Genomic DNA, 26,479 nt, shown 5'->3' with positions numbered 1-26,479 from the left:
GGGAGACTCTGACCAATGTGACCCCGGGCCGAGGGGGCGGTAGTGGAAGAGTCGTATGCATGCAGGTGTGGCCAGGGCAGGCGTATCCACTCGGTGCCACGTACGACGGCGCCGGCACGAACTTCGCGGTCTTCTCCGAGGCCGCCGACCGCATAGAGCTCTGTTTGTTGCATGACGACGGCTCGGAGACAGCCGTCGAGCTGCGTGAGTCCGACGCGTTCGTGCTGCACGCGTACCTGCCCGGCGTGATGCCGGGCCAGCGGTACGGCTTCCGTGTGCACGGTCCGTACGACCCCGCGCAGGGGCACCGCTGCAACTCGGCGAAGCTGCTCCTCGATCCGTACGCCCGCGCGGTCAGCGGCAAGATCGACTGGGGCGAGGAGGTGTACAGCTACCGCTTCGGCGCCCCGGACAAGCGCAACGACATGGATTCGGCGCCGCACATGATGACCTCCGTGGTGGTCAATCCGTACTTCGACTGGGGCGACGACCGCCCGCCGCGCACCCCGTACAACGAGACCGTGCTCTACGAGGCCCATGTGAAGGGCCTGACCATGCGGCACCCGGATCTTCCCCAGGAGCTGCGCGGTACGTACGCGGCGCTCGCGCACCCCGCGGTCATCGATCACCTCTCGCAGCTGGGGGTGACGGCGCTCGAACTGATGCCGGTGCACCAGTTCGTGAACGACCACCGCCTGGTCGACATGGGCCTGAACAACTACTGGGGCTACAACACGATCGGCTTCTTCGCGCCCCACAACGCGTACGCCTCCTGGGGCGACCGGGGCGAGCAGGTCCTGGAGTTCAAGCAGGCGGTCAAGGCGCTGCACGAGGCGGACATCGAGGTGATCCTGGACGTCGTCTACAACCACACGGCCGAGGGCAACCACCTGGGCCCGACGCTCTCCTACAAGGGCCTGGACAACGCCTCGTACTACCGCCTGACGGACGATCCCCGCTACTACATGGACACCACGGGGACCGGCAACTCGCTCCTGATGCGGTCGCCGCACGTACTCCAGATGATCATGGATTCGCTGCGGCACTGGGTCACGGACATGCACGTGGACGGCTTCCGCTTCGATCTCGCGGCGACGCTGGCCCGGCAGTTCCACGAGGTGGACCGGCTCTCGTCGTTCTTCGACCTCGTGCAGCAGGACCCCGTGGTGAGCCAGGTGAAGCTGATCGCCGAGCCGTGGGACGTCGGCGAGGGCGGCTATCAGGTCGGCAACTTCCCGCCGCTGTGGACCGAGTGGAACGGCATGTACCGCGACACGGTGCGCGACATGTGGCGGGGCGAGCCGCGCACGCTCGCCGAGTTCGCCTCACGCCTGACCGGTTCGTCCGACCTCTACCAGGACGACGGGCGGCGCCCCCTGGCGTCGATCAACTTCACGACCTGCCACGACGGCTTCACGCTGCACGACCTCGTCTCGTACAACGACAAGCGCAACGACGCCAACGGCGAGGACAACCAGGACGGCGAGAGCCACAACCGCTCCTGGAACTGCGGGGCCGAGGGCGAGACCGACGACCCGGACGTCCTTGCGCTGCGCGAGCGGCAGATGCGCAACTTCATCGCGACGCTGATGCTCTCCCAGGGCGTCCCGATGCTCAGCCACGGCGACGAGTTCGCCCGCACGCAAGGGGGCAACAACAACGCCTACTGCCAGGACAACGAGATCGCCTGGGTGCGCTGGCCCGAGGGCGAGAGCACGCAGCTGGAGTTCACGCGCGCGATGGCGTGGCTGCGGCGCGATCACCCCGTCTTCCGCCGCAGGCGCTTCTTCCACGGCCGTCCGGTCGAGGGCACCCACGACGAGCTCTCCGACATCGCCTGGTTCACACCGGAGGGCGAGGAGATGGCGCAGGAGGACTGGGACGCCTCGCAGGCACGGGCGCTGACGGTGTTCCTGAACGGCAACGCGATCTCCGAGCCGGGCACGCGCGGCGAGCGGATCGCGGACGACTCGTTCCTGATGATGTTCAACGCGTCCGCCGAACCCCTGGAGTTCGTCGTTCCGGTCAATCACGGCCGCCAGTGGCAGGTGGTCGTGGACACCGCGCTGCCGGAGGGCGTGCCGCGGGACACGGGCCTGAAGGCGGGGGCCGGCGAGCGCCTGACGCTCACCGACCGGAGTCTCACCGTCCTGCGCCGCCCCGCGTGACCAAGGAGGGGGTGCGCGCGCCGTCGCCCGCCGCGGGTCGGGCGGCGAGCGCGACGAGGAACGCGACGGCGGCGGCCGCGCTGCCGAGCGCGAACGCCGCTCCGGGGCCGTAGGTCTCGGCCAGGCGTCCCGCCACGGCGAGCGTGATCGCCTGGCCGCCGACGAAGGCGCTCGCCGCGAACGTCATCCCCTCGGCGAGGCGCCGCGGCGGGCAGGAGCGCTCGGTGAGCGCGAAGCCGGTGATCAGGTTCGGGGCGAAGATGGCGCCGAACACGGTCACCACGAGGTACAGGCCCGTCATGCTGTCCGTCCACACCAGCGGCAGCGAGAGCAGCGCGGCGGCCGCCGTCGCCACGCGCCAGCGCGCGTACAGGCCGAAGCGCTCGGGCAGCGCGGCCATGGAGAGGCCCACGACGGCGCTCATGACGCCCATGGCGGCATAGACGAGGCCCGCCTGGCCCGGCCGGCCCAACTCCTCGGTGAGAGCCGTGATGCCCGCTCCACAGGCCCCGAGCAGGACGCCCACGAAGACGAGCCCGACGCGTACGACGACGACCTCGCGCGGCAGCCGATCCCGGCCGCCACGCGCGCGTGCCGCTCGCCCCGTCGTGGGGGCCGATCGCGCCGTGCGGCCCGTGGGGTGCAGCGCGAAGCCGGAGCCGCAGAGGGCGACAAGGAGCGCCGCCGCCCCGAAGGCGTACGCCGGATGGCCCGCCACGGCCGCCAGGCCCACGAAGGCGGGTCCGAGCACGAAGGACACCTCGTCCATGGTGCTCTCCAGGGACAGCACGGTGTTGACCAGACGGTCGTCGCCGCCCGCCGTGCGGACCAGCGGGACGGCGCGTGCGCGGGCCAGCGGGCCGATCCCCGGGATGCTCGCACCGGCGAGCACGGCGAGGACGATCAGCGCGGGCGTGGGCAGCCCGAGGAGGGCGCCGAGCGTGTACACCGCAATCGCCACGGCGTTGAGCAGCGAGAAGGCGAGGACGACGGAGCGCTGGCCGCGCCGGTCGGCGAGCCGGCCGACGACCGGGCCCATGGTCACCTGGCCGAGCGCAAGCGCGCAGGCGACCACGCCGCCCGTGGCGAGCGATCCGCTGGTCTCGGTGACCAGCAGGACGCTGCCGAACTGGATCATGGCCACGGGGAGCCTGCCGAGGAACGAGATCACCGGAAGGAGCGCTCCGGTGTGTCCGATCACTTCCCGGTAGGTGTCCAGAAGTCCGGGTGCGCCGGACTCGCCCTGCCCGGCCCGTCCGGCCCGTCCGGCCCGTGTCTTTGTCGCCATCGTCCGAAGCTAGCGACACCGTGGCACCCGGAAGCATGAGTCGATGGCACGAAAGCCCGCCAGGCGGGTACGTACGTTCGCATGACGCCTGAGCGCTCAGAACCCGCGGTGCCCCCGCCGCCCACCGCCACGTACCGACTCCAGCTCCAGCCGGAGTTCCCGTTCGAGGCCGCCGAGGCGGCCGTCCCGTATCTGGCATCGCTGGGAGTCTCCCACCTGCATCTGTCGCCGGTGCTCGAGGCCGTTCCGGGCTCCACGCACGGCTATGACGTCGTGGACCACGCGCGCGTGCGCGACGAGCTGGGCGGCGAGGACGGGCTGCGGGCCCTTTCGCGCACCGCGCGGGCGCACGGTCTCGGCCTCGTCGTGGACATCGTGCCGAACCACATGGCGGCGGTGCCGCGCCACAACCACGCCCTGTGGGAGGTCCTGCGGGAGGGCCCCGGATCGCCCTACGCGCGCTGGTTCGACATCGACTGGGAGGCGGGCGGCGGACAGGTGCTGCTTCCCGTGCTCGGCCGCGGGATCGGGGACGAGCTGGAGCGCCTGCGGGTCGACGGGAACGAGCTGCGCTACCACGAGCACGCCTTCCCCCTGCGCGAAGGCACCGGGGATCTGCCGCTGCCGCAGCTCCTGGACGCCCAGTGGTACCGGCTCGCGTGGTGGCGCCTGGCCCGCACGGAGCTCAACTACCGGCGTTTCTTCACCATCTCGGACCTCATCGGCGTACGCGTCGAGGACCCGGAGGTGTTCGACGCCACCCACGCCAAGATCCTCGCACTGCTCCGGGAGGGGGTCGTGGAGGGGCTGCGGATCGACCACCCCGACGGGCTCGCGGATCCGGGGGCCTACCTCCACCGGCTCCACGAGGCCACGCACGGGCGCTGGACGGTCGTCGAGAAGATCCTCGCCGACGGGGAACAGCTCCCCGCGGCCTGGCCCGTCGCGGGCACCACCGGATACGACGCGCTGCGCCACCTCGACGGCCTCTTCACGGACCCGGCGGGTGCGGGTGAACTCCTGGGCCAGTACCGGAGGTTCACGGCGCCGGTGGTGGACCGGGGCGGCGACTGGGACGCGACGGTGCGGCGCGCCGCGTACAAGGTGCTCACCCATGAGCTGGCCGCCGAGACCGACCGCCTCACGCGCGAGGCGACCGCGCTCTGCGCCCCGGACCCCACGCTGCGCGACCACGCGCCGTGGGCGCTGCGCACCGCGCTCCTGGAGCTGCTCGTGCGGCTTCCCGTCTACCGGCCCTACGTCTCCGGGGGCGTCGAACCGGCTTCGGTGCTCACGGTGCGGGCCGCCCACGAGGCCAAGACGGCCTTCGCGGTGCGGGAGGAGGCCGAGGCGGTCGACGTCGTACGGGACCTGGTGCTCGGGCGCCTGGGGTCCGGGCCCGCGCTCGACGGCTTCCGCGCGCGGTTCGCGCAGATCTCGTCGGCGCTGCGGGCCAAGGCGGTCGAGGACACGGCGTTCTACCGGCACGCGCCGCTCCTCTCGGCGGCGGAGGTGGGCGGCTCCCCCGAGCGTCCCGCGGTGGCTCCGGAGGCCTTTCACGCCTACTGCGCGCGCGTGCAGCGCGACTGGCCCTACGCGGGAACGGTGCTCACCACGCACGACACGAAGCGCAGCGCCGACGTACGGGCGGGCATCGCCGTGCTCACGCAGTGCCCGGAGCGGTGGGCTGACCTCCTGGTCGACGTGACCGAGCAGACCGCGCGCGTGGGCGGCGCGAGCGCGCCCGATCCCCAACTGGCCTGGGCGGCCTGGCAGACGGCCGTCGGCTTCGGCTTCCCCTACGACGAACGGCTGCAGAAGGCCCTGCTCAAGCACGTGCGCGAGGCGGGCCTGCACACGAGCTGGACCGAGCCGAACGAGGCGTACGAGAAGGCCGTGACGGCGTTCGTGGAGGCCGGTCCCTGCGGGCCGCCGCTCTACACGGTCGCGGAGTTCGCCAGCGGCCTTCGCCCCCATGTGCGGGCGAACGTCCTGGGGGCCACGCTGCTCCAGCTGACGATGCCCGGGGTGCCCGACCTCTACCAGGGCACGGAGGGCGAGTACCGCGCCCTGGTGGACCCGGACAACCGGCGGCCCGTGCGGTTCCAGGCGCACGTCCTGGAGTACCTGGAGCAGCACCGTGACCGCTGGGACCTCTCCGAGGAGAAACTGGCCCTCACGGCGACGGCGCTGCGGCTGCGCAAGCGGCGCCCGGAGCTGTTCGGCGGCGCGGCGACGTACGAGCCGCTGGCGGTGCGGGGCCCCGGCGCGGCGCACTGCGTGGCCTTCACGCGCTCCGGAGAGGTGATCGCGGCGGCGACCCGGCTCTCCTTGCGGCTGTCCGACGAGGGCGGCTGGCGCTCGACGGAACTGGCGCTTCCGGAGGGGCGGTGGGCGGACCTGCTCGCTCCGGGGCGGGAGTTCACCGGGCACGCGCGCGTGGAGGAGCTTTTCGGCGAGCTGCCTGTGGTGCTCCTGGAGCGGGTCACGGCCGAGGGCGAGGACGCCTCAGCGCGGGCGGACGAGTAGCAGGCGCGGCGCCCGCGCCATGAGTCCGCGAGGCGCGGGCCGGAAGCCGGGCGCCCAGCGCAGGCCCGGCATCGCGTCGAGCAGGGCCCGCAGGCCGCACTCGGCGGCGAGCCCCGCCAGGGTGGTGGCCGGGCAGAAGTGGCGTCCGGCGCCGAAGGCGAGGTGGGCCGGGTCCGCGCGGAAGATGTCGTAGCGGTCGGGGTCGGCGAAGCGGAACGGGTCGCGCCCCGCGGAGCCTATGAGGCAGGCCACGACGGCTCCCGCGGGCAGCGTGGCGCCGCCCAGGGCGACCGGCGCGCTCGCGCGGCGCAGGACGACGGGCGTGGGCGGATCGCGGCGCAGGGACTCCGCCCAGGCGCCGGGTATCAGCCCGGGGCGGGCGCGCACGAGGTCCAACTGGGCCGGGTGGTCGAGGAGGTTGGCGAGAAAGGAGGCAAGCGCGCGGGCGGTGGCCTCGCCGCCGCCGGTCAGGAGCGTCCCGGCGAGGGCGGTGACGGTCTCGTCGGAGAGCGGCTGTCCGTCCACCCGGGCGGCGCACAGCACGGAGAGCAGGTCCGTGCCGGGATGCGCGCGGCGCCGCGTGACGTGGGGGCGCAGAAGGCCGCCGAGCTCCGGGTGGCAGCCGCCGGACCGCGCGGATCCCGTACGGCACCACTCCCGCACCTGGACGGCCTCCTCCCAGGGCAGCCCCAGGGCAGCGACGGCGGCCGCCGCGGGCAGCCAGTCACTGAACTCGGCGACGAGGTCGACCTCGCGCCGCCCGGCCATGCGCCGGGCCAGGACATGGGCGGTGCGCTCGGCTGCGGTCCGCAGCGCGGGCTCCAGGAGCCGCCGGTAGGCGGGGCTCGGCCCGACCGCCGCCGACCCGAGCCGAACGTCGCCGAGCGCGGCCCGCACATCCGCGTACCGGCTGAGCAGCCAGGCCCCAAGCATCTCGTCGTGGACGAGGGGAAAGCCCTCGCGGAGGGTGCGATAGAGCGGGTAGGGGTCACGCTCCACGCCGGGGTCGAGGAGGGTGATCTTCACGGCCGCTCCGGTCTCAGCCCGTCCCGTCTCAGCCTGTCCGACGTTTGAGGACGAACTCGGCGAAGCCGGTGACAGACGGCGCCCAAGAGGGGCCGAGCTCGCAGGCACAGCAGGCACGGCAACCTTCCCCTTCCCTCTGGAGTCCCATGGGCTGCCCGCTGGGCGCCCCCGCCAGATCAGAGCACCACCGCGCAGCCCCGCACGCAGTCCCCATACACCCATTCGGGTGACGCTTCCCGACAAGGCCGACGTGGGATGACATCCCTTGGGTCGCACGCTTGACACCTGCCCGACCGCGTGGCGTACTGCGGATTGCGTCAGCGGACAAGACGGGGGTGAGTCAACTGGCGGAGCGGAGATATCCCAATGTGGCCGAACTCGTGCTGTCAGCAAGGGAGTTGGCCGCTCACCGCCCCGAGTTGAGCACCCTGCGCCAGGTGGGCTCCTCGCGTGCCGGAAGGCCCTTGCACCTGTTGTCCGTCGGCCACTCCCCCCGCGCCGTCCTCATCGTCGCCGGCGCCCACGCGAACGAACCGACCGGCGGCTCGACCCTGCTCCACCTCGCGGAGTGGACCCTGCGGGACGAGGACCTGCGGGCCGACACCTCCTGGCACTTCCTCCTGTGCGCGGACCCGGACGGCGCGAACCTGCACCGCACGCCCGCCCCGCGCACCCTGTTCGACTACCACCGGCACTTCTTCCGGCCCGCGGGCCCCGAGCAGCCCGAGTGGTCCCCCTCGGTGTTGCCGCCCGACAGGCTGCCGCCCGAGACCCGCACCCTGACCGGCGTCATCGACGAACTGCGGCCCTACCTCCAGGTGTCCCTGCACGGAACCGATCTCGGCGGCAGCTGGGTGCAGTTGACGCGGGACATACCGGGGCTCGCCGAGCCGTTCGCCAAGTCCGCCGCGGAGTTGCACATTCCGGTGGAGACGGGGGCTTCGGACGCCGCGGGCTGGCCGGTGTCGGGGCCGGGGGTCCATGTGCTGCCGGGGCCTGGTTCGGCCGCCGCCTATCCGAGCCTCCCCGAGGACGCCCGGCACACCACCTGGCACCACGCCCACCGGTACGGCGGCCTGACCGCCATCGTCGAGGTCCCGATGTGGGCGAGCGACCTCGTGGACGACCTGACCCTCCATCCCGCCCCGGAGCGCGCGCTGCGCGGCTTCTCGGAGCGGCTGCGCCATGACGCGCGGCTGGTCGAGGACATCCTCGGCGAGGCACTTCCGCGGCTCCCCGAAGCGCAGGGGCCTCTGCTGCGCGCGGCGCGCTGGGCTCTCGACCTGGTGCCGGGCCTCGCCGACGACTGGGCCGGGCTGCCGCCCGCGGGGACGTCGATGGCGTACATAGGCAGCGTCGACGCCTTCGGACGGCGTCTTCCGCTGCGGGCCGCCGCGATGCTGCTGCGCGTCCTCGACGCCGCGGACGACCGGGCCGCGCCCCGCCTCGAACAGCTCGTCCTGCACTGGAGCGAGGCGTTCGCCGAGCGGTTCAGGGCGCGCTGGGTGCCGCTGGAGGACCAGGTCGAGCACCAGTCACGCACGACGGTCGCCGCCGCGCGCCAGGCACGCCTGCTGGGCCGCTGAGCACACCCCGGCAGGGCCGCACGTCCCCGTCAGCCATGGCCCGGAGGCTTCACGAAGCGGAGAGCCGGAAGCCCATCGTCCCGAAGTTGACCTGATCGCCGTCCTGGACGACGGCCGCGCCGATCACCCTGCGGCCGTTCACCGACGTACCGTTGGTCGACCCGAGGTCGCGCAGCACCCACATGCCGCCCTGCCTGCTCAGCTCCGCATGCACCCGGGAGACCGTTTCGTGGCTGAGCCTGAGTCCGTTCGCCGGGTCGCGGCCGATCCGCAGCGGACGCGGGTCCGCCGCCACCGGAAGGAGCAGCTTCGGCAGCCGCTCGGCCTGCCAGGCCCTGCGCAGCCGGACCGTGAATCCGGAGACCGCGCCGACGGTGCCGAACACCAGCCGCGAGAAGCGTCCCTCGGTCCGCAGATCGGCGGTGAGCGCGGCCAGTTCGTCGAGCTGGCGGGCGGCGAGCGCGAGCTCCATGCGCCGCACGAACGTCTCGTGCGACAGCTTGCCGAGGGCAGCGCCCTCCCTGAGCACCTCCAGCGCCCTGTCGCGCTCGGCGTCGGTCAGCCGCGCGGGGTACGGATGGATCTCGAAGGACGACGTCACCCTGCTGATTGTCGGTCAGCTCGGCCGGGGTGTCCAGAAAACGCGGAACGACCCCGGACCGATCACATGTGCAGCACGATGGTCGGGCGTCACCACTGATGACGTACGGACGAAGGCGGATGAACACGGATGCGGGCGGATGGGCGTCGGCGGATGACGGACGAGGGGGAACTGTCGGTGGAGTTCGAGGTGTGGGCACCGGGGGCCGAGCGCGTCGCGCTGCTGTGCGAGGGCGCCACGCACGCGTTGGAGCGCGCCGACGGCCGTGCCGGGTGGTGGAGCGTGGCGGCGGAAGCCTCCGAAGGGGCGCGGTACGGCTTCTCGCTCGACGGCGGCCCCGTGCTGCCCGATCCCCGCTCGCGCCGCCAGCCGGACGGCCCCGACGGGCTCAGCGCCGTCGTCGACCACGACCGGTACGCGTGGCGCGCGCCCTGGGCGGGGCGCGGGGTGCGGGACGCGGTCCTGTACGAGCTGCACGTGGGGACGTACACACCGGACGGCACGCTCGACTCGGCCGCGGGGCGGCTCGGCCACCTCGCCGAACTGGGCGTCACGCATGTGGAGCTGATGCCGCTCTGCCCGTTCCCGGGGGTCCACGGCTGGGGGTACGAGGGCGTATCCCTGTGGGCCGTGCACGAGCCGTACGGCGGCCCCGACGCCCTGAAGCGATTCGTCGACGCGGCGCACGCGCACGGCATGGGCGTCGTGCTCGACGTGGTCCACAACCACCTCGGCCCGTCCGGCAATTACCTGCCCGCGTTCGGGCCCTACTTCACGGAGACCCACCAGACCCCGTGGGGCGCCGCGGTCAACCTGGACGCCCCCGGCTCGGACGAGGTGCGCGCGTATCTGATCGGGAGCGCGCTCGCCTGGCTGCGCGACTACCGCCTGGACGGTCTGCGCCTGGACGCGGTGCACGCGCTGCGGGACACGCGCGCGTGCCACTTCCTTGAGGAGCTCTCGGCGGCCGTGGACGAGCTCGCCGATGAACTGGGCAGGCCGCTCTCGCTGATCGCCGAGTCCGACCAGAACGATCCGCGGGTCGTCACTCCGCGCGCGGAGGGGGGTCTTGGCCTGCACGCGCAGTGGAACGACGACTTCCACCACGCGCTGCACACCGCGCTCACCGGCGAATCGCACGGCTACTACGAAGACTTCGCCCGTGCGCCCTTCGCCGCGCTCGCCAAGACGCTGACGGGCGGCTTCTTCCACGACGGTACGTACTCGACCTTCCGGGGACGCGGGCACGGCCGTCCCCTGGACCGCGCCAAGGCGCCCGCGTACCGCTTCCTCGGCTATACGCAGACCCACGACCAGATCGGCAATCGCGCACAAGGAGACCGGCTCTCCGCCACCCTCTCCCCCGGGCTGCTCGCCTGCGCCGCCGCCCTCACCCTCACGGGGCCGTTCACGCCGATGCTGTTCATGGGCGAGGAGTGGGGGGCAGCCACCCCCTGGCAGTTCTTCACCGACCACACCGATCCCGAGCTCGCGGACGCCGTGCGCCGGGGCAGGCGGCGGGAGTTCGCGGCACACGGCTGGGCCGAGGAGGACATCCCGGATCCGCAGGACCCGGCCACCAGGAGCCGCTCCTGCCTCGACTGGGCCGAGCCCCTGACCGACCCGCACGCGCGCGTGCTGGCCTGGTACCGCGAGCTGATCGCCCTGCGCCGCGCCCGCGGCGACCTCCTGGACCCCGATCTGGCGGCGCTGCGGGTCGCGTACGACGAGGGGGCGCGCTGGTTCGCGGTCCGGCGCGGTGATCTGCGGGTCGCGCTGAACCTCGGCAAGGAGGCGGTCGACATCCCGCTGGGCGGCCGGGGCTCGCGGGTGCTCGCGGCGTGGGAGCCGGTCACCGCGCCCGGCGCGGACGGGCTGCTGCGGCTGCCCGCCGAGTCGTGCGCGGTGCTCGTGACGCCGTGAGGCCCACCGCGGATTTCGCCGCCCCGGGGGTCACTTGACGATCGCCAGCTCGCGCGGCGTGGAGTTGAGGCGCCGTACGCCGTCGTCGGTGACCGTCACGATGTCTTCGATGCGCACTCCGAAGCGGCCCGGCAGATAGATGCCGGGCTCCACGGAGAAGCACATCCCGGGCACGAGCGGCAGCTCCTCGCCCTCGATCATGTAGGGCGGCTCATGGGTGGTGACGCCGATGCCGTGCCCGGTGCGGTGGATGAAGTGCTCGCCGTACCCCGCGTCGGCGATCACCGCCCGCGCCGCTCTGTCGACGTCCTGGCAGGCGGCGCCGGGCCGCACCGCGCGGCAGCCCGCCTCCTGCGCCTCGCGCACTATGTCGTGGACCCGCTGCTCCTCGGCGTCGGGCTCGCCCACGTGGACCGTGCGCGAGGTGTCCGAGCCGTAGCCGTGCAGGAGGCCGCCGAAGTCCAGGACGACCATGTCACCGTGCTCGATGAGGCGTTCGCCCGCCTCGTGGTGCGGGTTGGCGCCGTTCGGACCGGAGCCGACGACGGTGAAATCGACCTGGGAGTGCCCGAACCGGCGCAGCAGGCCGGCGAGATCGGCCGCGACGTCGGTCTCCTTGCGGCCCGCGAAGGGAACCTTCTTTATCTCTTCGTATGCCGCGTCCGCGGCGGCGCCGGCCGCAGCGACCCGCTCCAGCTCCGCGGCGTCTTTGACTGCCCGCAGCATGGGGAGCGCTTCGGTGAGGGACACGTAGGAGGTGTTCGGCAGCTCCTTCTGGAAGCCGAGGAGATGCATGGCCCAGGAGTTGTCACTGATCCCGAAGCGGCCGTCGACGTCCAGGAGCGGCGCGGTCGCCGCGTACGGGTCCTTCCCGTCGGTCCAGTCACGCACGGAGAGCACGCTCGCGCCCGCCGCACGTTCCGCGTCCGGGGCCTCCAGGGTGGGCACCACGAGCACCGGCTCCTGGCCCGCGGCGAGCACGAGGGCGGTGAGGCGCTCGGTGGCGGCGGTGGGCCGATAGCCGGTGAGCCAGACCATGTCCGGCCCCGGCGCGACGAGCAGCCCGGCGAGTCCAGCGTCCGCCGCGGCGGACGCGGCACGGTCCATGCGGGCCTTGTAGTCGTCGGCGGTGAAGGGCGTGGGGGCGCCGATGGCGGGGGCGCCGGTCGCGGGGATGCCGGTGACGGGGGCGCCGGTCGCGGGGGTGCCGGTGGCAGGGACGCCGGTCGCGGGGGTGCCGGTCATGGGGGCCTCCAGGGCTGCTCGCTGCTGCGCGTACGCGCGCTGCCGATGCCGCCGATCCTGCCCGCACCGCCGCGCGGGCGCGACCGGGTTACGGCGCCCCCGTCACGTCACGTCACGCCACGGCACGGCACGAAGCATCGCGTCACTTCACTGCGGGGCGGCAGCCCGCACCACGCTGCGGCGCGCCCGCCCCCCGCACCGCCGCGCGGGCGCCACCGAGTCACGGCGCCCCCGCCACATCACGCCACGCCACGAAACATCGCGTCACTGCACTGCGAGGCAGCGGCCCGCACCACGCTGCCCCGCGCCCGCGCCCCGGGACCCCGCACCCCAATCCTCACGTCACGTCACGAAGCCCGGCGTCACCGTCAGGGTCTGCCGCCCTCCGCCCTCGTGGCGGACGCTCACCGTGACGTTCCTTCCCGGGTCCGCGGTGGCGACCGCCGCCGCCAGGGCCTTGGCCGAAGCGATGCGGGTCCCGCCGAAGGCCAGCACCACGTCGCCGCGTACGAGACCCGCGGTATAGCCGGGCCCCGGGCTGTGCACGCCCACGAGCAGGGCCCCGGCGCCCCTGGGGGCATCGATGGCCTCCACGCCGAGGGCGGGGCGCGCGGCGGCCCGCACCCCGGCCGCCCCGCCGGCCTCCTTCTGCGGCGGCTTCGACGACTTCGGCGGGGCGGCAGGCTTGGACGCGACGCCCGGAGCCCCCGGACCGCCCGGCCCCGCCGGTTTCCCTGGTCCCGCCTGCACGCCCTGCCCCTTGGCCGCGCCCTGCGCCTGCGCCTCCTTCTGCATGTCGGCGAGCTTGCTCATGCCGATGACGGTGGCGCCGAGGGTGCCGAGCCCCACCCCCGACAGCACGAGCACGGCCGAGAAGAGCAGCCCCATGAGCAGGGTGGTCAGCCGCCGCCCGCGCCGTCGCGCCGCGTGCGGTCGGCGGCCGGGGCCACCGGACCGGTGGCCCGTGCCGGACGGCCGCCGGGAGTCGGCCTTCCGCCCGATGCCGAGCCTTCGGCCTATCCCGAGCCCACCGCCTACTCCGCCTACTCCGCCCGCGCCACCTCCGCCGCTTCTGTCACCCCTGCCACCCCTTCCGCCTCTGCCGAACTTCCGGCCGATGCCGAACTTGCCGCCGGTGCCGGGCTCCTGTCCGGGCATCGGCTTGGGACGCAACGCAGTCTGTTCCATGGCTCGCCTCCGGCCACAGCCCTACCCGGCGTGCCCCGGCGCGACGATTCACGAAAGAGTGACGTCCACGTGTGCGGCCTACGCGACCGCCCTCACGCCCCTCACACGCCCCAGGACACGCCCCTCACGAAGCGCCCTCCCCTTCACGGGCCCCGCCATGGCCGCCCTCATGACCCCCGTGCCCCGCCCCGTGGTCGAACTTCAGGGCCTCCTTCGGCATGACCACGAAGGGGCGCATCATGCCCATGTCCTCGTGCTCCAGGAGATGGCAGTGGTACATGAAGCGTCCGTAGGCTCCGTCGAACTTGCCCATCACCCGCAGCAGTTGACCGCCCGGCACCAGGAAGACGTCCTTCCAGCCCCGCTCGTTCGGGGCGAGGGGGATCTCCGTCTTCGGGTCGAAGGCGACCGGGGCCAGGGTGCCGCCCACGGTGACGTCGAAACCCGACGTGTCGTACGCGTCGCGGCCCAGGAGCTGGAAGTCGGCCAGGTGGATGTGCATCGGGTGGGTCACCGGCGGGTTCACCGCGAGGTTCAGGAAGCTCCACTGTTCGTGGCTGCCCTCGGCGATGGTGAAGCCGAGGCCGTCGTTGAACGTACGGGCGGTACGGCGGTAGGTCTTGGTCTTCCCGTCCGCGCCCCGCACCTGGATGACCCCCTCGGTCGGGACGCGGACGTCGCCCGCGTCCTTGACCTCGGTCATCTCCCAGATCTCCGGGTGGCCACCGCCGCCCTTCGTGGCGGGCGGCGTCAGGACGACCAGGCGGTGGCCGTGCTCGACGTCGTGACTCAGCGGCCGGAACGAGCCCGAGAGGATCTCCGGAAGCGAGAAGGGGTCCTCGCACTCTGCGTCCCGTACACGGAACTCCATGACCTGCGGATAGCGCACGTCGTTCGCCGGGTCCGGCACCCCGGGGGCCTGCCCCCTGCCCTTGTTCACCAGCCGCAGCCGCCTGCCCGCGACCGCGCGGAAGTCGATCAGCAGGTCCATCCGCTCGGCCGGGGCTACGGTGAGCGTGGGCAGCGCCTCGTCGAAGTCGACGGGCACGGGACGCGGCAGCAGGCCGCCGTCGCTGCCGATCTGGTGCAGGACGCCCGGCACCGGGTTGTTGTCCTCGTCGACCAGGACCAGATCGTAGATACGGGCGTTCGACGCGTTCACCAGGCGGAAGCGGTGCCAGGCCGCGTCGACGTCCGCGTACGGCCAGATGCGGCCGTTGACCGTGCTGTACGGGCCGGTGAAGGGCAGCGAGACCGGCTTGCCCGTCTCCGGGTTCTGGGCCTGGACGATCACGGTCTTGTGCAGCAGGCGGCCGTTGAGACGTCCGTCCTCGTCCGTGTCCAGGTTCCGGTCGGCGAGCAGCAGCGGGATCTCCCGCTCCCCGGAGGGCAGGTGCAGCGCGTCCTCCTCGTCGTCCCGCACCAGATACGTGCCGTAGAGACCCGCCTGGACGTTCCAGCGCGTGATGTTCATGGCGTGGTCGTGATACCACCACTGGACCGCCTGGTGGTCGTTCGCGTACTCGGAGAGCTGCGCGTCGCCGGAGCCCACCGCGTTGTCCGCCCATCCGTCGTTGCCCCCGCCGGTCTGCGCGCCGTGCAGATGCGTGACCGACCAGGCCGGCAGCGCGGCCACGTCCTTGTTCGGCTCGACACCCGCGCGGCCCGGCAGGGTGCCGGGGCTCGGGACGGCCCGCGGCACCTCGACGGCGGTGACGGGGTACTCACTGCCCTTCGGGATGCGGTTCGTCCACGCGATCCGGATGCGCCGGCCGCGCCGCACCTCGATCGTCGGGCCCGGTACGCAGCCTTCGTACCCCCACATCAGGGTCGGCGGCAGCTGCGGGTGCAGCCGGACCCAGGTCTGGCGCAGCGCGACCTCGGTCTCTGCGGGCACGTCGGTCTCGTCGCGCATGTCTACGGAGTCCGGCCGCAGGACCGGCGGCACGGGCAGCGGCGTGACGTACGGCGTCAGCTCCCCCGGGGCCGCCGTCGCGTCCGCCTCCGTGTCGGCCGGCGTGCCCGTCAGGCGGTCCGTGACGCGCTCGATGATGTCGGTCAAGATGAACACCCCCGTGTTGATCAATGCAAAGCGATGCCTTGCAAAGCGATGCGATGCCATGCCATGCCATCTGGCACGACGGCCTCACGCCGTACGGCCGAAGGGCCCTTGCCATGAGGCCGGTTGAACGGCCCGGTCAGTGGCCGCCCCCTTACATCAAGAGACTCCCGGCACCTCAGCCAAGTTCCACGAATCCCCCATTCCGCAAGAAAAGTATCGGAAACCGCATATGGAATCAGGTAGTCCTGTTGTGGGTCTGCCGTCAGTGACCGCTGTTACTTTCGGAGCATGACCGAACGTGCACTCCGGCTGCTGCGACAGGACCCACGTCTGGCCGAGCTGGCCGCGTTCCCTTTCGCATTCGACCTGTCCCGCGCGGACCACGTCGAAGAGGTGCGCCTCGCGTCGGGCGGCCCGCTCGAACCGATCGCGGGGGACGACTCCGGGGGCACGTATTTCGTCTGCGGGGACGGCTCCGTGCTGTACGCCGACTCCGAGGGGTCCGCCGGGACCATCGGGGAGAGCGTGGACGAAGCCCTGGAGATCCTCGTCGGCCTGCCCGGCTGGCACGACTACGTACGCCTGTCCCCGACCGACGGCGAGGCGCGGATACTGTCCGAGATCGCCGACACCGAGGGCGACTTCCGCGAGGACTGCGTGCCCGATCTCGACGCGCACCGCGCGGAGCTGCGGTCCGCGCTCGGGTTCGCGGAACGCCCTCCCGTACAGCTTGTCGCGCGCCTGCACACCGCGCTCCTGCGCACCGAACCGGAGCACCTCCTCCTCAACGCCGTGGAGCACCTGGCCTACAAGCGCCTCGATCCGCATCCGCGCCCGCCCCTGTGGGAGCAGGTGCTCGCCAGGGGCCGCACCGATCTGGCCCTGCTGCGGACGGGCGACCGCACGGTCTGGGACGGCGTGGCAGGGGACAGGCCGCGCAGAGTGGCGGCGCTGCGGGCGGCGCAGTACGACCGGCGGAACACGGACCGCGCCCTGTTGCGCCACCTCCTCAAGCACGAGGCGGACGCCTCCATGTCCGACGAACTGCGGCTCGCCGTCGTGCTGGTGGGGCTCCATGGACTGGCCGAGGACCTGCCGCTGCTGCGGGAGGCGCACGAGACGACGTACGACACCCGGTGCGGCCTCGCCGGGCTCCCACAGGAGGTCGGTCAAGTCCAGGAATGGGCTCGCTCGTTCGACGATTCCAACTATGGGACGGATCCCGACGACGAGCCGGAATCCACCTGGCTGGAGCTCGCCCGGGAACAGGGGATGGTGGAGGCCGCCCGCACCTACCTGATCCGCGAGCTGGACGACACCGGCCCGGACGCGGCCCAACTGGCGGTCCTGCGCGATGAGTTGGCGCTGCTCGGCGACTACACCCAGGCGATACGGGCCCAGCGTCTGCACCGCTCCCTCCAGGACACCGCCGAGGGCCGCGAGGCTGCCGACGCGCGCCTCGCCGAGCTGAAGCGCAGGGCCGTGGAAGCGGCAGCGGCGGAATCGTAGATTTTCCCGCACCGGTGCGGTTGCCGCCTCTAGGCTGCGGACGGAGATCAGCACGGCAGGATCCAGGATCGCAGGATCCAGGATCACGGCCAGGGGTACGAAACCGACTCCGGGCAGGGGGCCGAGACCGCCTCCGGGAAGGACCGCCCACATGACCGACGCACCGCTGCCCGCGGAGCTGCTCCTCGACCGGGACGCCTCCGACGACCTGCGGCGGGAGATGGTCTCGGCACTGGAAGGCCTCGGCGTCCGCACGGCACGGGTGCGCCGCGCGGTCGGCCACAGGGGTGCGGCGGACATCCCCTGGATCATGCTGGCGTCGCTGCCCCTCCAGGCGTTCCTGAGCGGGCTCGGCGCGGAGGCGGTCAAGGACTCGTACGTGGCGTTCAAGGATGTCGTACGGCGGTCCTCGCGCACGGCCGGCCCCGCGGGCACCGCCGGTCCCGCTCCTCGGCCGCTGGTGCTCCAGGACCGGCGTACGGGACTGCGCGTGGTCCTGGAGCCCGGCCTGCCCGGGGAAGCGTACGAGGCGCTTCTGGTCCTGGACCTGGCCCGGTTCAGCGAAGGCCCGCTGCACTACGACAGGGAGCAGGGCCGCTGGCGCTCCGAGCTCGACGAAGCGGCCGGCTGACCCGCCGGGGATCGGGGGTGGTGTGACGTGGGGCCGCATGCCGACCTGAGCGGCGCGGGACAGGTGTGGGCGGCGACGGCCGAACAGGCCTGCGCCAGAGGCGAGTCGGGCCTGGCGCTGGGTGACGGCGGGGCTGCCGAGCGGGAGTTCGTGGCGGCGCTCTCCCTGATCGGGGACGAGGCCGGGGGCAGGGCGGGCGATGACGTAGCGGGCGCGACGGCTCTTCGGGTGCGCGTCCATGTCGGGCTGGGGCGGGTCCGGCTGGCGGCGGGGGATGCCGAGCAGGGGGCCGTGGAGTTCGGGCGTGCGCACGAGGTGCGGCCCGACGACGCCGAGCCCCTGCACTGGCTGGGGTGTGCGGCGGCGCATCGGGGGGCTTTTGAGACCGCGGAGGCGTACTTCACTTCGGCGCTGGGGTGCGAGAGCCCGCACCGCCGGTCGCTCGTTCAACGGGCTTATGTACGGGTGCGGTTGAGGAGTTACGCAGCCGCGCTGGACGATCTGCGTGCGGCGGCGAGCGGCAAGGGCGAGCTGGACGTCGATGCGCGGTGGGTGATGCGGGCGCTGTCCGGCGGGGGCACGGCGGGCGGCCTCCCTCTACTGCTGCGCAAGGCCGCACTCGCCGAGCTGTCGGAGGGCGCCGGTGAGCGCGGCGGGTCCGGTACGCGGCAGGCTCGGGCCGCCCGCCTCGCCGACGCCTCCCGAGGGCTGTCCGGGCCGGTGGTGGAGCGTGACTTCGTGCCGCTGTACGCGGTCGTCCTCGTACGCGGCGGACGACGAGAAGCCGCGGTCGAGCTGCTGGAGGCCGCCGCCCGGAGTGACCCCGCCGACCACCGGATCACTCACACGCTGGCCCTCGCACTGCTCAACTCGCCCAGCGGGCAGGGCCGTACGGACGGCGATGCCGGGCGGCGCTGGGAGCGGTGCATCGCCGCCTGGGGCGCCCTCCTGCACGACGACGCCTTCTGGGAGCACCGGCGCGCCTCGGCCCTGGCCAGGTTCGGCGTACCCGTACAGGAGGAACTCGATGCCGGGCTGCGGGCCGATCTGCGGGAGCTGCTGGAGCGGCGGATGCCGGAGGGAGACGTCGGGGGCCGGGTGCCGCCGGGGGCGCTGCTCCAGCGGGAGGCGGACGCCGCGAAGATCCTGGCCGGGGTGGGCGGGTTCGCTGCCGGGCGCGGGGAAAGCCCCCTGGTGTGCGGGCCGTTGCGTGTGGCGGGGCTTGGCCTGGTGGAGGAGTTCGGCGCCTTTGCCGCGGCTGGATTGGGTCGCGGTGACGGCGGCCCTGATGCAGGGCTCGACGGCAGGGCAGGCAGGGCAGGTGACGAGGCCTACGGGATGACCCAATTGACGTACGCCTTCTCCGAACTCGGCTTGGCCCAACTTCTGCTGAACCAGGGGAAGCCCGCCGATGCCCTCGCCTCGCTGGGCGAGTTGCGCTGCCGCCGGTGCCGGGAGCGGTTGGATGTGTCGGGGGCGGGCGGGGTGGGTTCTGCGGCCGGGGCGGGGGCGGCTGGCATGGTCCCGGCGGCCGTTCCGGGGGCGGGCGACTCGGCTCCCGCAGCTGCGCCGGAGACGACCGCCTCTACCCCCGCAGCCGTACCGGAGGCGGCCAGCATGGCTCCCGTAGCCCCGTCGGGGACGCGCATCCCGGCCCCCCTAGCCGGGGCGGGGACGACCACCCCGTCCCCCGTGGCCGCCGCCATCTGTGAACCGGACTGTGGTCGCTTCGACGAGCTGAATCCCTCCTACGCGGGGCACCCCGACAAGCACCACCGGCTCGCGCGGGATGCCCGCACCCTTGCGCTGCGGGCCCGGATGGATCTGGGGCGTGGCGAACTCACCTCCACACGGCCCGACTTCGCTGCGGCTGCGGACTCCTGGCGGCGGGCGCTCGTGCACGGCAGGGAGCTGGCGCGCTACCGCGAGACCCAGGCGGCCGTCGTCGACCTGGCGCTCGGCGCGGCGCGGGCGGCGCATCGGGCGGGGGACGCGACGCGGGCCGTGGACACGCTCGAAGCGGTGCGTGCGATTACCGGAGCCAATGAACGGGGGCGCCTGGAAGGGCAGTTGGCGCGGCTGCTCGCCGACCGGGCCATCTCCGCGGTCAACAGGGACGGCACCCTGCTCGACGCTCCCGCGCAGGACCTGAGGCGTTCCGTCGCCTTCAACCCGCATCTGCTGCGCGCACAGGTCAGCCTCGCCGTCGTACTGCGTGGGCTCGCGGCGCGGCGATGGCGCTCGGGAAGCGTCTCCGGGGCCAGGGCGACCCTGCAAGAGGCTCTGGATCAACTCGCCGCGGCGCTCTTCCACTTCCCCGACGACCCCGAACTGACCGAGCAGCGCGACGCAGCCCTCGCCGACCTGGACCACGTCACGGCAGAGCAGCAAGAGAGCGGGAGGTGACGGCAGCCGATGCTCGCCTATGAAGAACTCCGCATCCGTATCCGCCCCATCGGGGCGTCCCGTTATCTCGTCACCGCCAACGGTCCCGCGACCGCGGCCGAAGTGATCGCGGTGAACGGGGAACCCGCCGCGTTCCGTGACCAGTGGGACCAGTTGATCTCGGCCGAGCTGGGCCTCTCCCCCATGGGCGAGCAGCACACGGTGGCACAGCTCCGGGTCCTTGGCCGCGGTGTGTTCCGCCTGCTTTTCGGGGAGCGGGATCCTGGGCTCGGGACAAGTTCCGGGTCCGGGTCCGGGTCCGGTTTCGTGAGGGGCGGGTCGGACCGGGACGGGTGCAGGGGTGGGGGCGAGCAGCATCCGGACAGTGTCGGCGCCTGCGTGGGGCTGGCGTTGGAGCGGGCGCAGCGGATGCGGCCCGCGCGAGGGCTGCGGATCCGGTTCGACGTGCCGGAGGAGCTGCGCGACCTCCCCCTGGAGGCGCTGTGCGCACCGCCGGGGCAGCCGCAGCAGTCGCTCGCCCTCAACCACGGGTACTCGCTGGCGCGTTCACTGCCCGGCGGCCCACTGGGCCGGCGGCTTCCCGAACCCGCGGACGAGCCGAGCCTGATCCGGCTGCTGGTGGCCTGCGCGTCACCGGTGGGCGCGGGCCTGCCGCCCCTGAACCCCGACGCCGAAGTGGCCGCCCTGCGGCATGAGTTGCCGGAGGTCGCCGTGCAGACCACGGTCCTCGAACGGGCGACGCGCACGAGCCTGGAGGCGGCCGTCGGCGGCGCCCACTCCCCTCCGCCGACCGCTTTGCTGCTCATCGCGCACGGGACGTACGACCATGAGATCGGCAAGGGCGTGGTGGCCCTGGAGACCGAGGACGGCGGCGTCGACCGCGTACCCGCCGATCTGCTCAGCGGGATCCTCCTGAAGGCGCCGGGGCTGCGCCTCGTGACCCTCAACCTCTGTTCCGGGGCGGACAGTTCACTCGCCGAGCCCTTCTCCGGGCTCGCCCAGGCGCTGATCGGTGGAGGTGTGCCCGCCGTGGTGGCGATGCGGGGGCGGGTGAGTGATGTGTCGGCGGGGCAGTTTAGCCCGGAGCTGTTCAAGGGGCTCGCGGCGAACCGCACCATCGACGAGGCCATGGGGGCCGCGCGCCGCCGCATCTCGCATCTGCCGGGGCACACGGCGGTGGAGTGGGCGACGCCCGCGCTGTTCCTGCACGAGTCCTGTCGGCAGGGCTGGCTGTTCAAGGCGCGGGAGGTACGGGACGACGGCGGCGCCGTCGCCGATCCGCTGCGGGAGGGCGCGGACGCGCTGCGGGCCTTTCAGAGTCCGGTGGGGCATGTCGACTCGACGGTTCTGATCGGCGCGGCAAGGTTCCAGCGCGATCTGGGGCAGTGGGCACAGGTGCAGCGGACGCTGCGGGCCGAGACGCGCCAGTTCGAGGGCGAGCAGCGGCGGCTGCGGGCGGAGGCGGCGTTCGAACTCGCCTGGGGTGAGCTGGAGAAGCTCTGCGCGCTGCTGGCGGCCGAGCGGGGCGCGGACGCCGTCGTCGAGCAGTTCACGTCCCTCCGCGACGCGCTGCCGGGCCCGCCGCCGGCCTGTGTCGCGGCGGAGGTGGAGCGGCTCCGGCATCTCACGGGGCTCGCGGAGGAGGCGCGCGCCGCCGAGGAGGCCGGGAACTGGGCCGAGGCGATCGCTCGCTACGAGGAACTGCTCACCGCTCACCCGGCGGGCATCAGGGACGCGGCGTCCCGCCTCACCGCCGCCCGCGACGAACTCCACGTGGCCGAGGCCTTCACCACCGCCGAACTGGCCCGCCACCGCACCGACTGGGCGACGGCCGCAGCCGCGTACGCCGATGTCCTCACCCGGCGCCGCGACCATCGAGGGGCGATGGCGGGCGCGGCATACGTGAACGGCCGGGTCGCACAGGCCGCCGGGGAGTGGGGCGCGGCGAGCGCCGGGTACGCGGCGTGCGGGAGGCTCGCGGACTCCGTGGTTCGGGCGGCGTATGTCCGTGGGCGGGCGGCTGCCGGGGCGGGGGCTTGGGGGGCGGCGTACGCGGCGTTCGCGGAGGGGGTGGCTGAGGCGGAGGGGCTGAGGATCGCTGGGGGTGGGCGTGGGGGCGGCGAGTCGCTCGCCGGGGCCCTCGGCGAAGGGCGCCTGGGGGGAGGGGCCGACCGTGGTCTGACCGGGGTGGTCGGAGCGGCCGAGGTTGCCGACCCGACCGACCCGACCGACCTAGCTAGCCCAACCGACCTCACCGACCTCACCGACCTCACCGACCTCACCGACCTCACCGACCTCACCGACCTCACCGACCTCACCGACCTCACCGACCTAGCCTCCTGGCACGCCTACTCCGCCGGACGTCACGCCGAGGCCGAGCGTGCCTGGGGCGACGCAGTCGAGGGGTTCGTGGGCGCCGGTGGATTCCTGGATGCGGGCGTGCGGGTCCTGTATGCCCGGGGCCGACGTGCCGCGGACCGGGGAGCCTGGCCGGAGGCGCTGGTCGAGTTGGAGGCTGCCGCGGCTCAGGGGTGGGACTCGGAGCCGTGGCTGAGCGGGCTGCGGGAGCGGATGTTCCAGGGGGCGCTGGACGCGGCGGGCGTCGGGGGCTGGGCCGATGCGCTGGCAGGCCTCGCCGTGTTGCCCGCCGAGTACCGGGACGTGCGGCCACGCAGGTGCTACGCCCAGGGGCAGGTGGCGGCCGCCGGCGGCGACTGGCAGCAGGCGGCGGACGCGTTCGCGGAGTGTGTCGCGGCGGGCCCGGCCGACGCCGGCTGCGGATACGACGACGCCGATGCGCTGCGGACGTACGCGCAGGGCCGCCGCCGCCAGGACGAGTCGCGCTGGCAGGAAGCGCTGGCCTGCTTCGCCCGGCTTTCGTCGGACCTCCTCGACGTACCCGACCGCGTCCTGTACGCACGCGGCAGGCTCGCCGACGCCCGCGCCGAGTGGGCCGGAGTGATCGACGGCTTCGGGCGGCTGCCCGACACGTACGCCCACGGCGAGGTACGCGACCGCCGCCGCTACGCGCGAGCCCGCGTCGCCGCCGAACTCCGCGGTGACTGGGGCGCGGTCCTGAGCCTGCTCGCCGACGTACCCGACACGGGCCGCTCCGGCGCGGTCGGCACCCTGCGCCGCAAGGCGGAGGGCCGCCTCGCGGAGGCGGCGGGCGATTGGGCGGGCGCCTGCGAGATCTACGCGGGGGCGCTCCGCGCCGGGCCGGCCGAGCCAGGAGACGACGGCGCCCCCCACCTCCGCGCGGAACAGGCGGGAGACTACGGCGCCACCCGCCAACAGCCGCACCACCTCGCGGGGGCGCTGCCCGACAGATGGAGCGATGTCGTCGCGCGGCGGGGGTACGCGCGGGCGCGGATCGCTGAAGGGGGTGCCGTGAGTGCGCTGGAGTGGCGTGGTGTCGTGGCCGCCTTTGGTGCCGTGGAGGCCGGGGTGTTCGAGGACGCCGTCGTGCGGCGGAAGTACGCCCGGGTGCGGCTCGCCGAGGCCGAGGGGGACTGGGGGCGGGTTCAGGAGGAGGCCGCCGCGCTCGGGGAGTACGGGGATTCCGCCGCGCTCGGGGCCTACGCGCGCGGGCGCCTGGCCGACGCCCACCAGGAGTGGCAGCAGGCCGCCGACGCCTTCGCGCGGTGTGCGGGGTATCGGGACGCCGGGGCCCATCTCGCTTATGCCCGGGGGAGGTTGTTGGAGGCGGACGGGCGGTGGAGCGACGCCGTGGCCGCGTACGAGCGGGCCGGTGGCGGGCTCGACCGCGCCGACGCCCGGCGCCGCAGGCTTCGGCGGCTGCTCGAACTGCTGCCGTGGGCCGACGGCCTCACCAGCGCCCCGCTGGTGGCCGACCCCTTCGCGTCCAGCGACCGCACGTATCCGTACTTCGCGTTGCGGGACGCGGGCGTCGACCCCGGGGCCACCATGGACGTCGTCAACGACGCCTCGTACACGCTCCTCGAACGCGGCGGCATGACGTGGTCCGAGCGCGTCGCCTGGGACCGCCTCCGGCTGCCGGGCCGACGGCTCCAGCTGGACGCGCTCCTGTACCGGTGGCACTCCCCCGCAGCGCTGCGTGACGCGATGGCCGGGCTCTCGCCCGACGAAGGGGCGGGACTGCTCGGCGATCTGTGCGAGCGGTTCCCGCGGGACGCGCCGCTCCTGCTGCTGCTCGCCCGGGACCGGGAAGCGGCCGCCGCCGAGTGGGAGCGGCGGCTCGCGGCGGCTCCGGGGGACATGACCGTCGTGCACGGACTCGCCGCCGCCCGGTTCTGGCAGGCGCTGGAGCTGGAGCAGAGCGGCGCCTGGGAGCACGCCGTCACCGCATGGGAGTCGGCGCTCGCCTACTGGGCGACCCTGCTGAGCGACGACGAGTACTGGGACGGCTGGCGCGCCGAGCGCGCCGACTGCTACGAACGGGATCTGCCGGGCGAGGACATGGCCCAACTGCGCCTGGAGCTGAGCCAGCACCTCTTCGGGCAGCTCTCCGCCTGCGAGCAGCGCCACACCGAGCAGGGCCGCCCCGAACAGGCCGCCGCCTACCAGGCGTTGGCCGCCGTCCTTGAGGCCGAGCTCGGCGCGGCCCGCGTCCTGAAGGACATGGGCGGCCTGCGTGACGTCCCCGGCGCGGGCACCGCACCACTCGCCTGCGGCCCCCGCTATCTGCGCCTGCTCCACCTGGAGGCACCGCTCGGCGCGCTCGCCGCGGCCCTGGACGCGGCGGCCGAGCAGGGCAAGGACCCGGGCGTCTACGCGGTACGGGAACTGCGCTGGGCCTTCTCGGAGTTGGCGCAGAGCTTCGTCCTCTCCGAAGTCCACAAGTTCGAGCCCGCCCTGCGCGCACTGCCTCCCTTCGCCACCCTCACCACGCTCCCCGCCGACTGCGAGGGCCCCGCGTCCGAGCCCACGCCGGTCGCCCACATCGAGGCCTGCGCGCACTGCCAGGATTTCCTGCGCCGCAATCCCGCGTACGTCCAACTTGCCGAGCGCCACACCAAGTTGCTCCAGGACGGCGTCGAGCTGGCCGTGCGCGTACGCCTCGCCCTGGCCCGCACCGCCCTCACCGACGGCGCCGGTGGCCTCGACCGCGCCCTCGACGAGTGGGCCGAGCTGGTCCGCGTGTCCCGGCGCGCCGGGATGCAGGCCCGCAGCAAGAAGGCGGTGGTCACCGCCGTGCTCGGCCGCGTCGAGGCCCTGGTCGACCGGGGCGGCGCCCAGCGCGGCGAATGCCTGGACGAAGCCGTCACGCTCGTCGAGGCCGTACCGCCGGTCCTGCATCCGCTCGACCGCGACCTGGTGGACCAACTCAACACCAGGCTCTCGGCGTTGCTGTCCATGCGGGGCGTGTGGCGCGGCTACACCCGCACCAAGTACGGCATGCGGTCCGACGCCTTCGGAGCCGAGAGCGACCTGCGCCGCGCCCTCACCCTGAACCCGGCCTCCAGCCACGCCCGCGACAACCTGGCGCGCGCCCTGGTCTTCACCCTCGACGCGCACACGTACTCGATCCCGGGCCGCCTGAAGATCCTCCACGAGGCGCTCGACCTCCTCGACGTGGGCCTCGGGCAGGCCCTGACGCACGGCTACCGCGAGACGCTCGGCGAGGCCCTGGACGAGCTGGAGCGGCTGCTCGCCCGGGATCTCGGGGTGGACGGACTGCGTGACCTGATGCGCAGCGACAGCGAGGAGACGCCGCCCGACGAGGCCGAACTGGCCGCCTGGGCAGCTCTGTTGACGGCCGAGGGCGAGGAAGCCCTGGGGCGTGGCGACGTCCAGCGGGCCCTGCACCATCTGATCCGCGCCACCCGCGCCGACCCGACGAACAGCCGCATCCGGCGCGCCCTGCTCGACGCCGTCCGGCGCAGGCTCGACGCCCCGAGGGACGGCGGCGTACAAGAAGACGAAACCCGGGAAGAAGGCGAGGCGCCGTGATCAAGGATCCGTCGACGAGCTGGGACGGCGGCCCGTTCCCCTACGACGCGCTCGCCGAGGTGGGCGTCACCCCCGGGACGTCGCACGCCGGTCTCCAGGACGCCTCCTTCGAGCTGCTGGCCCGGCGCCTGATGACACCGGTCACCCAGCAGGCATGGGACGAGCTGCGCGTCGTACGCCGTCGGATGGTGGCCGAACTCCTGCTGTACGACGTGGACCTGGAGGCGGAGATCCCGGCGGCTCAGGCCGCGCTCGACCGCGCGTTCGCCGCCGCCGAACCCCTTGCGCCAACGGGCCCGCCACCGTCCCCGCTCCCGGAGGAGACCGCGCGCCTCTTGGACGACCTCATCGCCTTCGACGTCTGAGCGAGCCGAGAAACCTGA

Annotated in this window: 15 protein-coding genes; 9 read left to right on the top strand and 6 right to left on the bottom strand. The window is 73.3% G+C overall.

The features are described from left to right. Positions 1–59 precede the first annotated feature (59 nt). Positions 60–2,168: a glycogen debranching protein GlgX gene (gene glgX, locus ACFUPX_RS25120; RefSeq protein WP_383326748.1), complete on the top strand. Its 2,109-nt coding sequence runs from the start codon at positions 60–62 to the stop codon at positions 2,166–2,168. On the opposite strand, the gene ACFUPX_RS25115 is transcribed toward glgX, so the two are convergent. Next, positions 2,143–3,456, bottom strand: coding sequence for an MFS transporter (locus ACFUPX_RS25115; protein WP_383326745.1), 1,314 nt, complete (start codon positions 3,454–3,456; stop codon positions 2,143–2,145). The genes glgX and ACFUPX_RS25115 overlap by 26 nt on opposite strands. An 81-nt stretch (positions 3,457–3,537) precedes the next feature. On the opposite strand from ACFUPX_RS25115, the gene treY reads away from it, so the two are divergent. Beyond that, positions 3,538–5,985 (top strand): malto-oligosyltrehalose synthase, encoded by a 2,448-nt coding sequence (gene treY / locus ACFUPX_RS25110; RefSeq protein ID WP_383326742.1) that lies wholly within the window; start codon positions 3,538–3,540, stop codon positions 5,983–5,985. Here treY and ACFUPX_RS25105 read toward each other — a convergent pair. Continuing rightward, positions 5,965–7,011, bottom strand: coding sequence for a cytochrome P450 (locus ACFUPX_RS25105; protein WP_383326739.1), 1,047 nt, complete (start codon positions 7,009–7,011; stop codon positions 5,965–5,967). The two genes, treY and ACFUPX_RS25105, sit on opposite strands and share 21 nt — an antisense overlap. Positions 7,012–7,346: 335 nt before the next feature. Between ACFUPX_RS25105 and ACFUPX_RS25100 the strand changes: the two genes are divergently transcribed. Then, positions 7,347–8,597 (top strand): M14 family zinc carboxypeptidase, encoded by a 1,251-nt coding sequence (locus ACFUPX_RS25100; protein WP_383326736.1) that lies wholly within the window; start codon positions 7,347–7,349, stop codon positions 8,595–8,597. 49 nt (positions 8,598–8,646) lie between these two features. On the opposite strand, the gene ACFUPX_RS25095 is transcribed toward ACFUPX_RS25100, so the two are convergent. Continuing rightward, positions 8,647–9,198 (bottom strand): FHA domain-containing protein, encoded by a 552-nt coding sequence (locus ACFUPX_RS25095; protein WP_383326733.1) that lies wholly within the window; start codon positions 9,196–9,198, stop codon positions 8,647–8,649. Between the two features lie 177 nt (positions 9,199–9,375). Here ACFUPX_RS25095 and treZ point away from each other — a divergent pair, with 177 nt between their 5' ends. After that, the gene (gene treZ / locus ACFUPX_RS25090) at positions 9,376–11,121 is read left to right on the top strand and encodes a malto-oligosyltrehalose trehalohydrolase (protein ID WP_383326812.1); all 1,746 of its coding nucleotides are present in this window, start codon (positions 9,376–9,378) and stop codon (positions 11,119–11,121) included. Positions 11,122–11,151: 30 nt separating this feature from the next. Here the strand turns inward: treZ and ACFUPX_RS25085 are convergent, their stop codons facing one another. The 3 genes from ACFUPX_RS25085 to phsA all read right to left on the bottom strand — a co-directional run bounded on the left by ACFUPX_RS25085 (position 11,152) and on the right by phsA (position 15,616). Beyond that, entirely contained in the window at positions 11,152–12,228 is a 1,077-nt protein-coding gene (locus ACFUPX_RS25085) for a M24 family metallopeptidase (RefSeq protein WP_383326809.1), read from the bottom strand. A gap of 480 nt (positions 12,229–12,708) precedes the next feature. Beyond that, positions 12,709–13,554: a PDZ domain-containing protein gene (locus ACFUPX_RS25080; RefSeq protein WP_383326730.1), complete on the bottom strand. Its 846-nt coding sequence runs from the start codon at positions 13,552–13,554 to the stop codon at positions 12,709–12,711. Positions 13,555–13,678: 124 nt separating this feature from the next. Then, positions 13,679–15,616, bottom strand: a complete 1,938-nt coding sequence (gene phsA, locus ACFUPX_RS25075) for an O-aminophenol oxidase PhsA (RefSeq protein ID WP_383326727.1) — start codon at positions 15,614–15,616, stop codon at positions 13,679–13,681. A gap of 288 nt (positions 15,617–15,904) precedes the next feature. On the opposite strand from phsA, the gene ACFUPX_RS25070 reads away from it, so the two are divergent. From ACFUPX_RS25070 to ACFUPX_RS25050, 5 genes are all read left to right on the top strand, one after another. After that, a complete protein-coding gene (locus ACFUPX_RS25070) occupies positions 15,905–17,125 on the top strand; it encodes a hypothetical protein (RefSeq protein ID WP_383326725.1) in 1,221 nt (406 codons plus the stop codon). A gap of 151 nt (positions 17,126–17,276) precedes the next feature. Then, entirely contained in the window at positions 17,277–17,756 is a 480-nt protein-coding gene (locus ACFUPX_RS25065) for a hypothetical protein (protein ID WP_383326722.1), read from the top strand. Positions 17,757–17,783: 27 nt separating this feature from the next. Beyond that, positions 17,784–20,162 carry a tetratricopeptide repeat protein gene (locus tag ACFUPX_RS25060; protein WP_383326719.1) on the top strand — a complete coding sequence of 793 codons (2,379 nt, stop codon included), beginning with the start codon at positions 17,784–17,786 and terminating at the stop codon, positions 20,160–20,162. A gap of 9 nt (positions 20,163–20,171) precedes the next feature. Beyond that, complete coding sequence (locus ACFUPX_RS25055) at positions 20,172–26,096, top strand: CHAT domain-containing protein (protein WP_383326716.1); 5,925 nt, start codon at positions 20,172–20,174, stop codon at positions 26,094–26,096. After that, positions 26,093–26,461 (top strand): hypothetical protein, encoded by a 369-nt coding sequence (locus ACFUPX_RS25050; protein ID WP_383326714.1) that lies wholly within the window; start codon positions 26,093–26,095, stop codon positions 26,459–26,461. The genes ACFUPX_RS25055 and ACFUPX_RS25050 overlap by 4 nt, the downstream gene beginning before the upstream one ends. The last annotated feature ends 18 nt before the right edge of the window (positions 26,462–26,479 follow it).

Origin of the sequence: Streptomyces sp. NPDC057302, assembly GCF_042667685.1 — a bacterium.
GTDB lineage: Bacteria > Actinomycetota > Actinomycetes > Streptomycetales > Streptomycetaceae > Streptomyces.
This window is presented reverse-complemented; position numbering and strand designations above follow the sequence as displayed.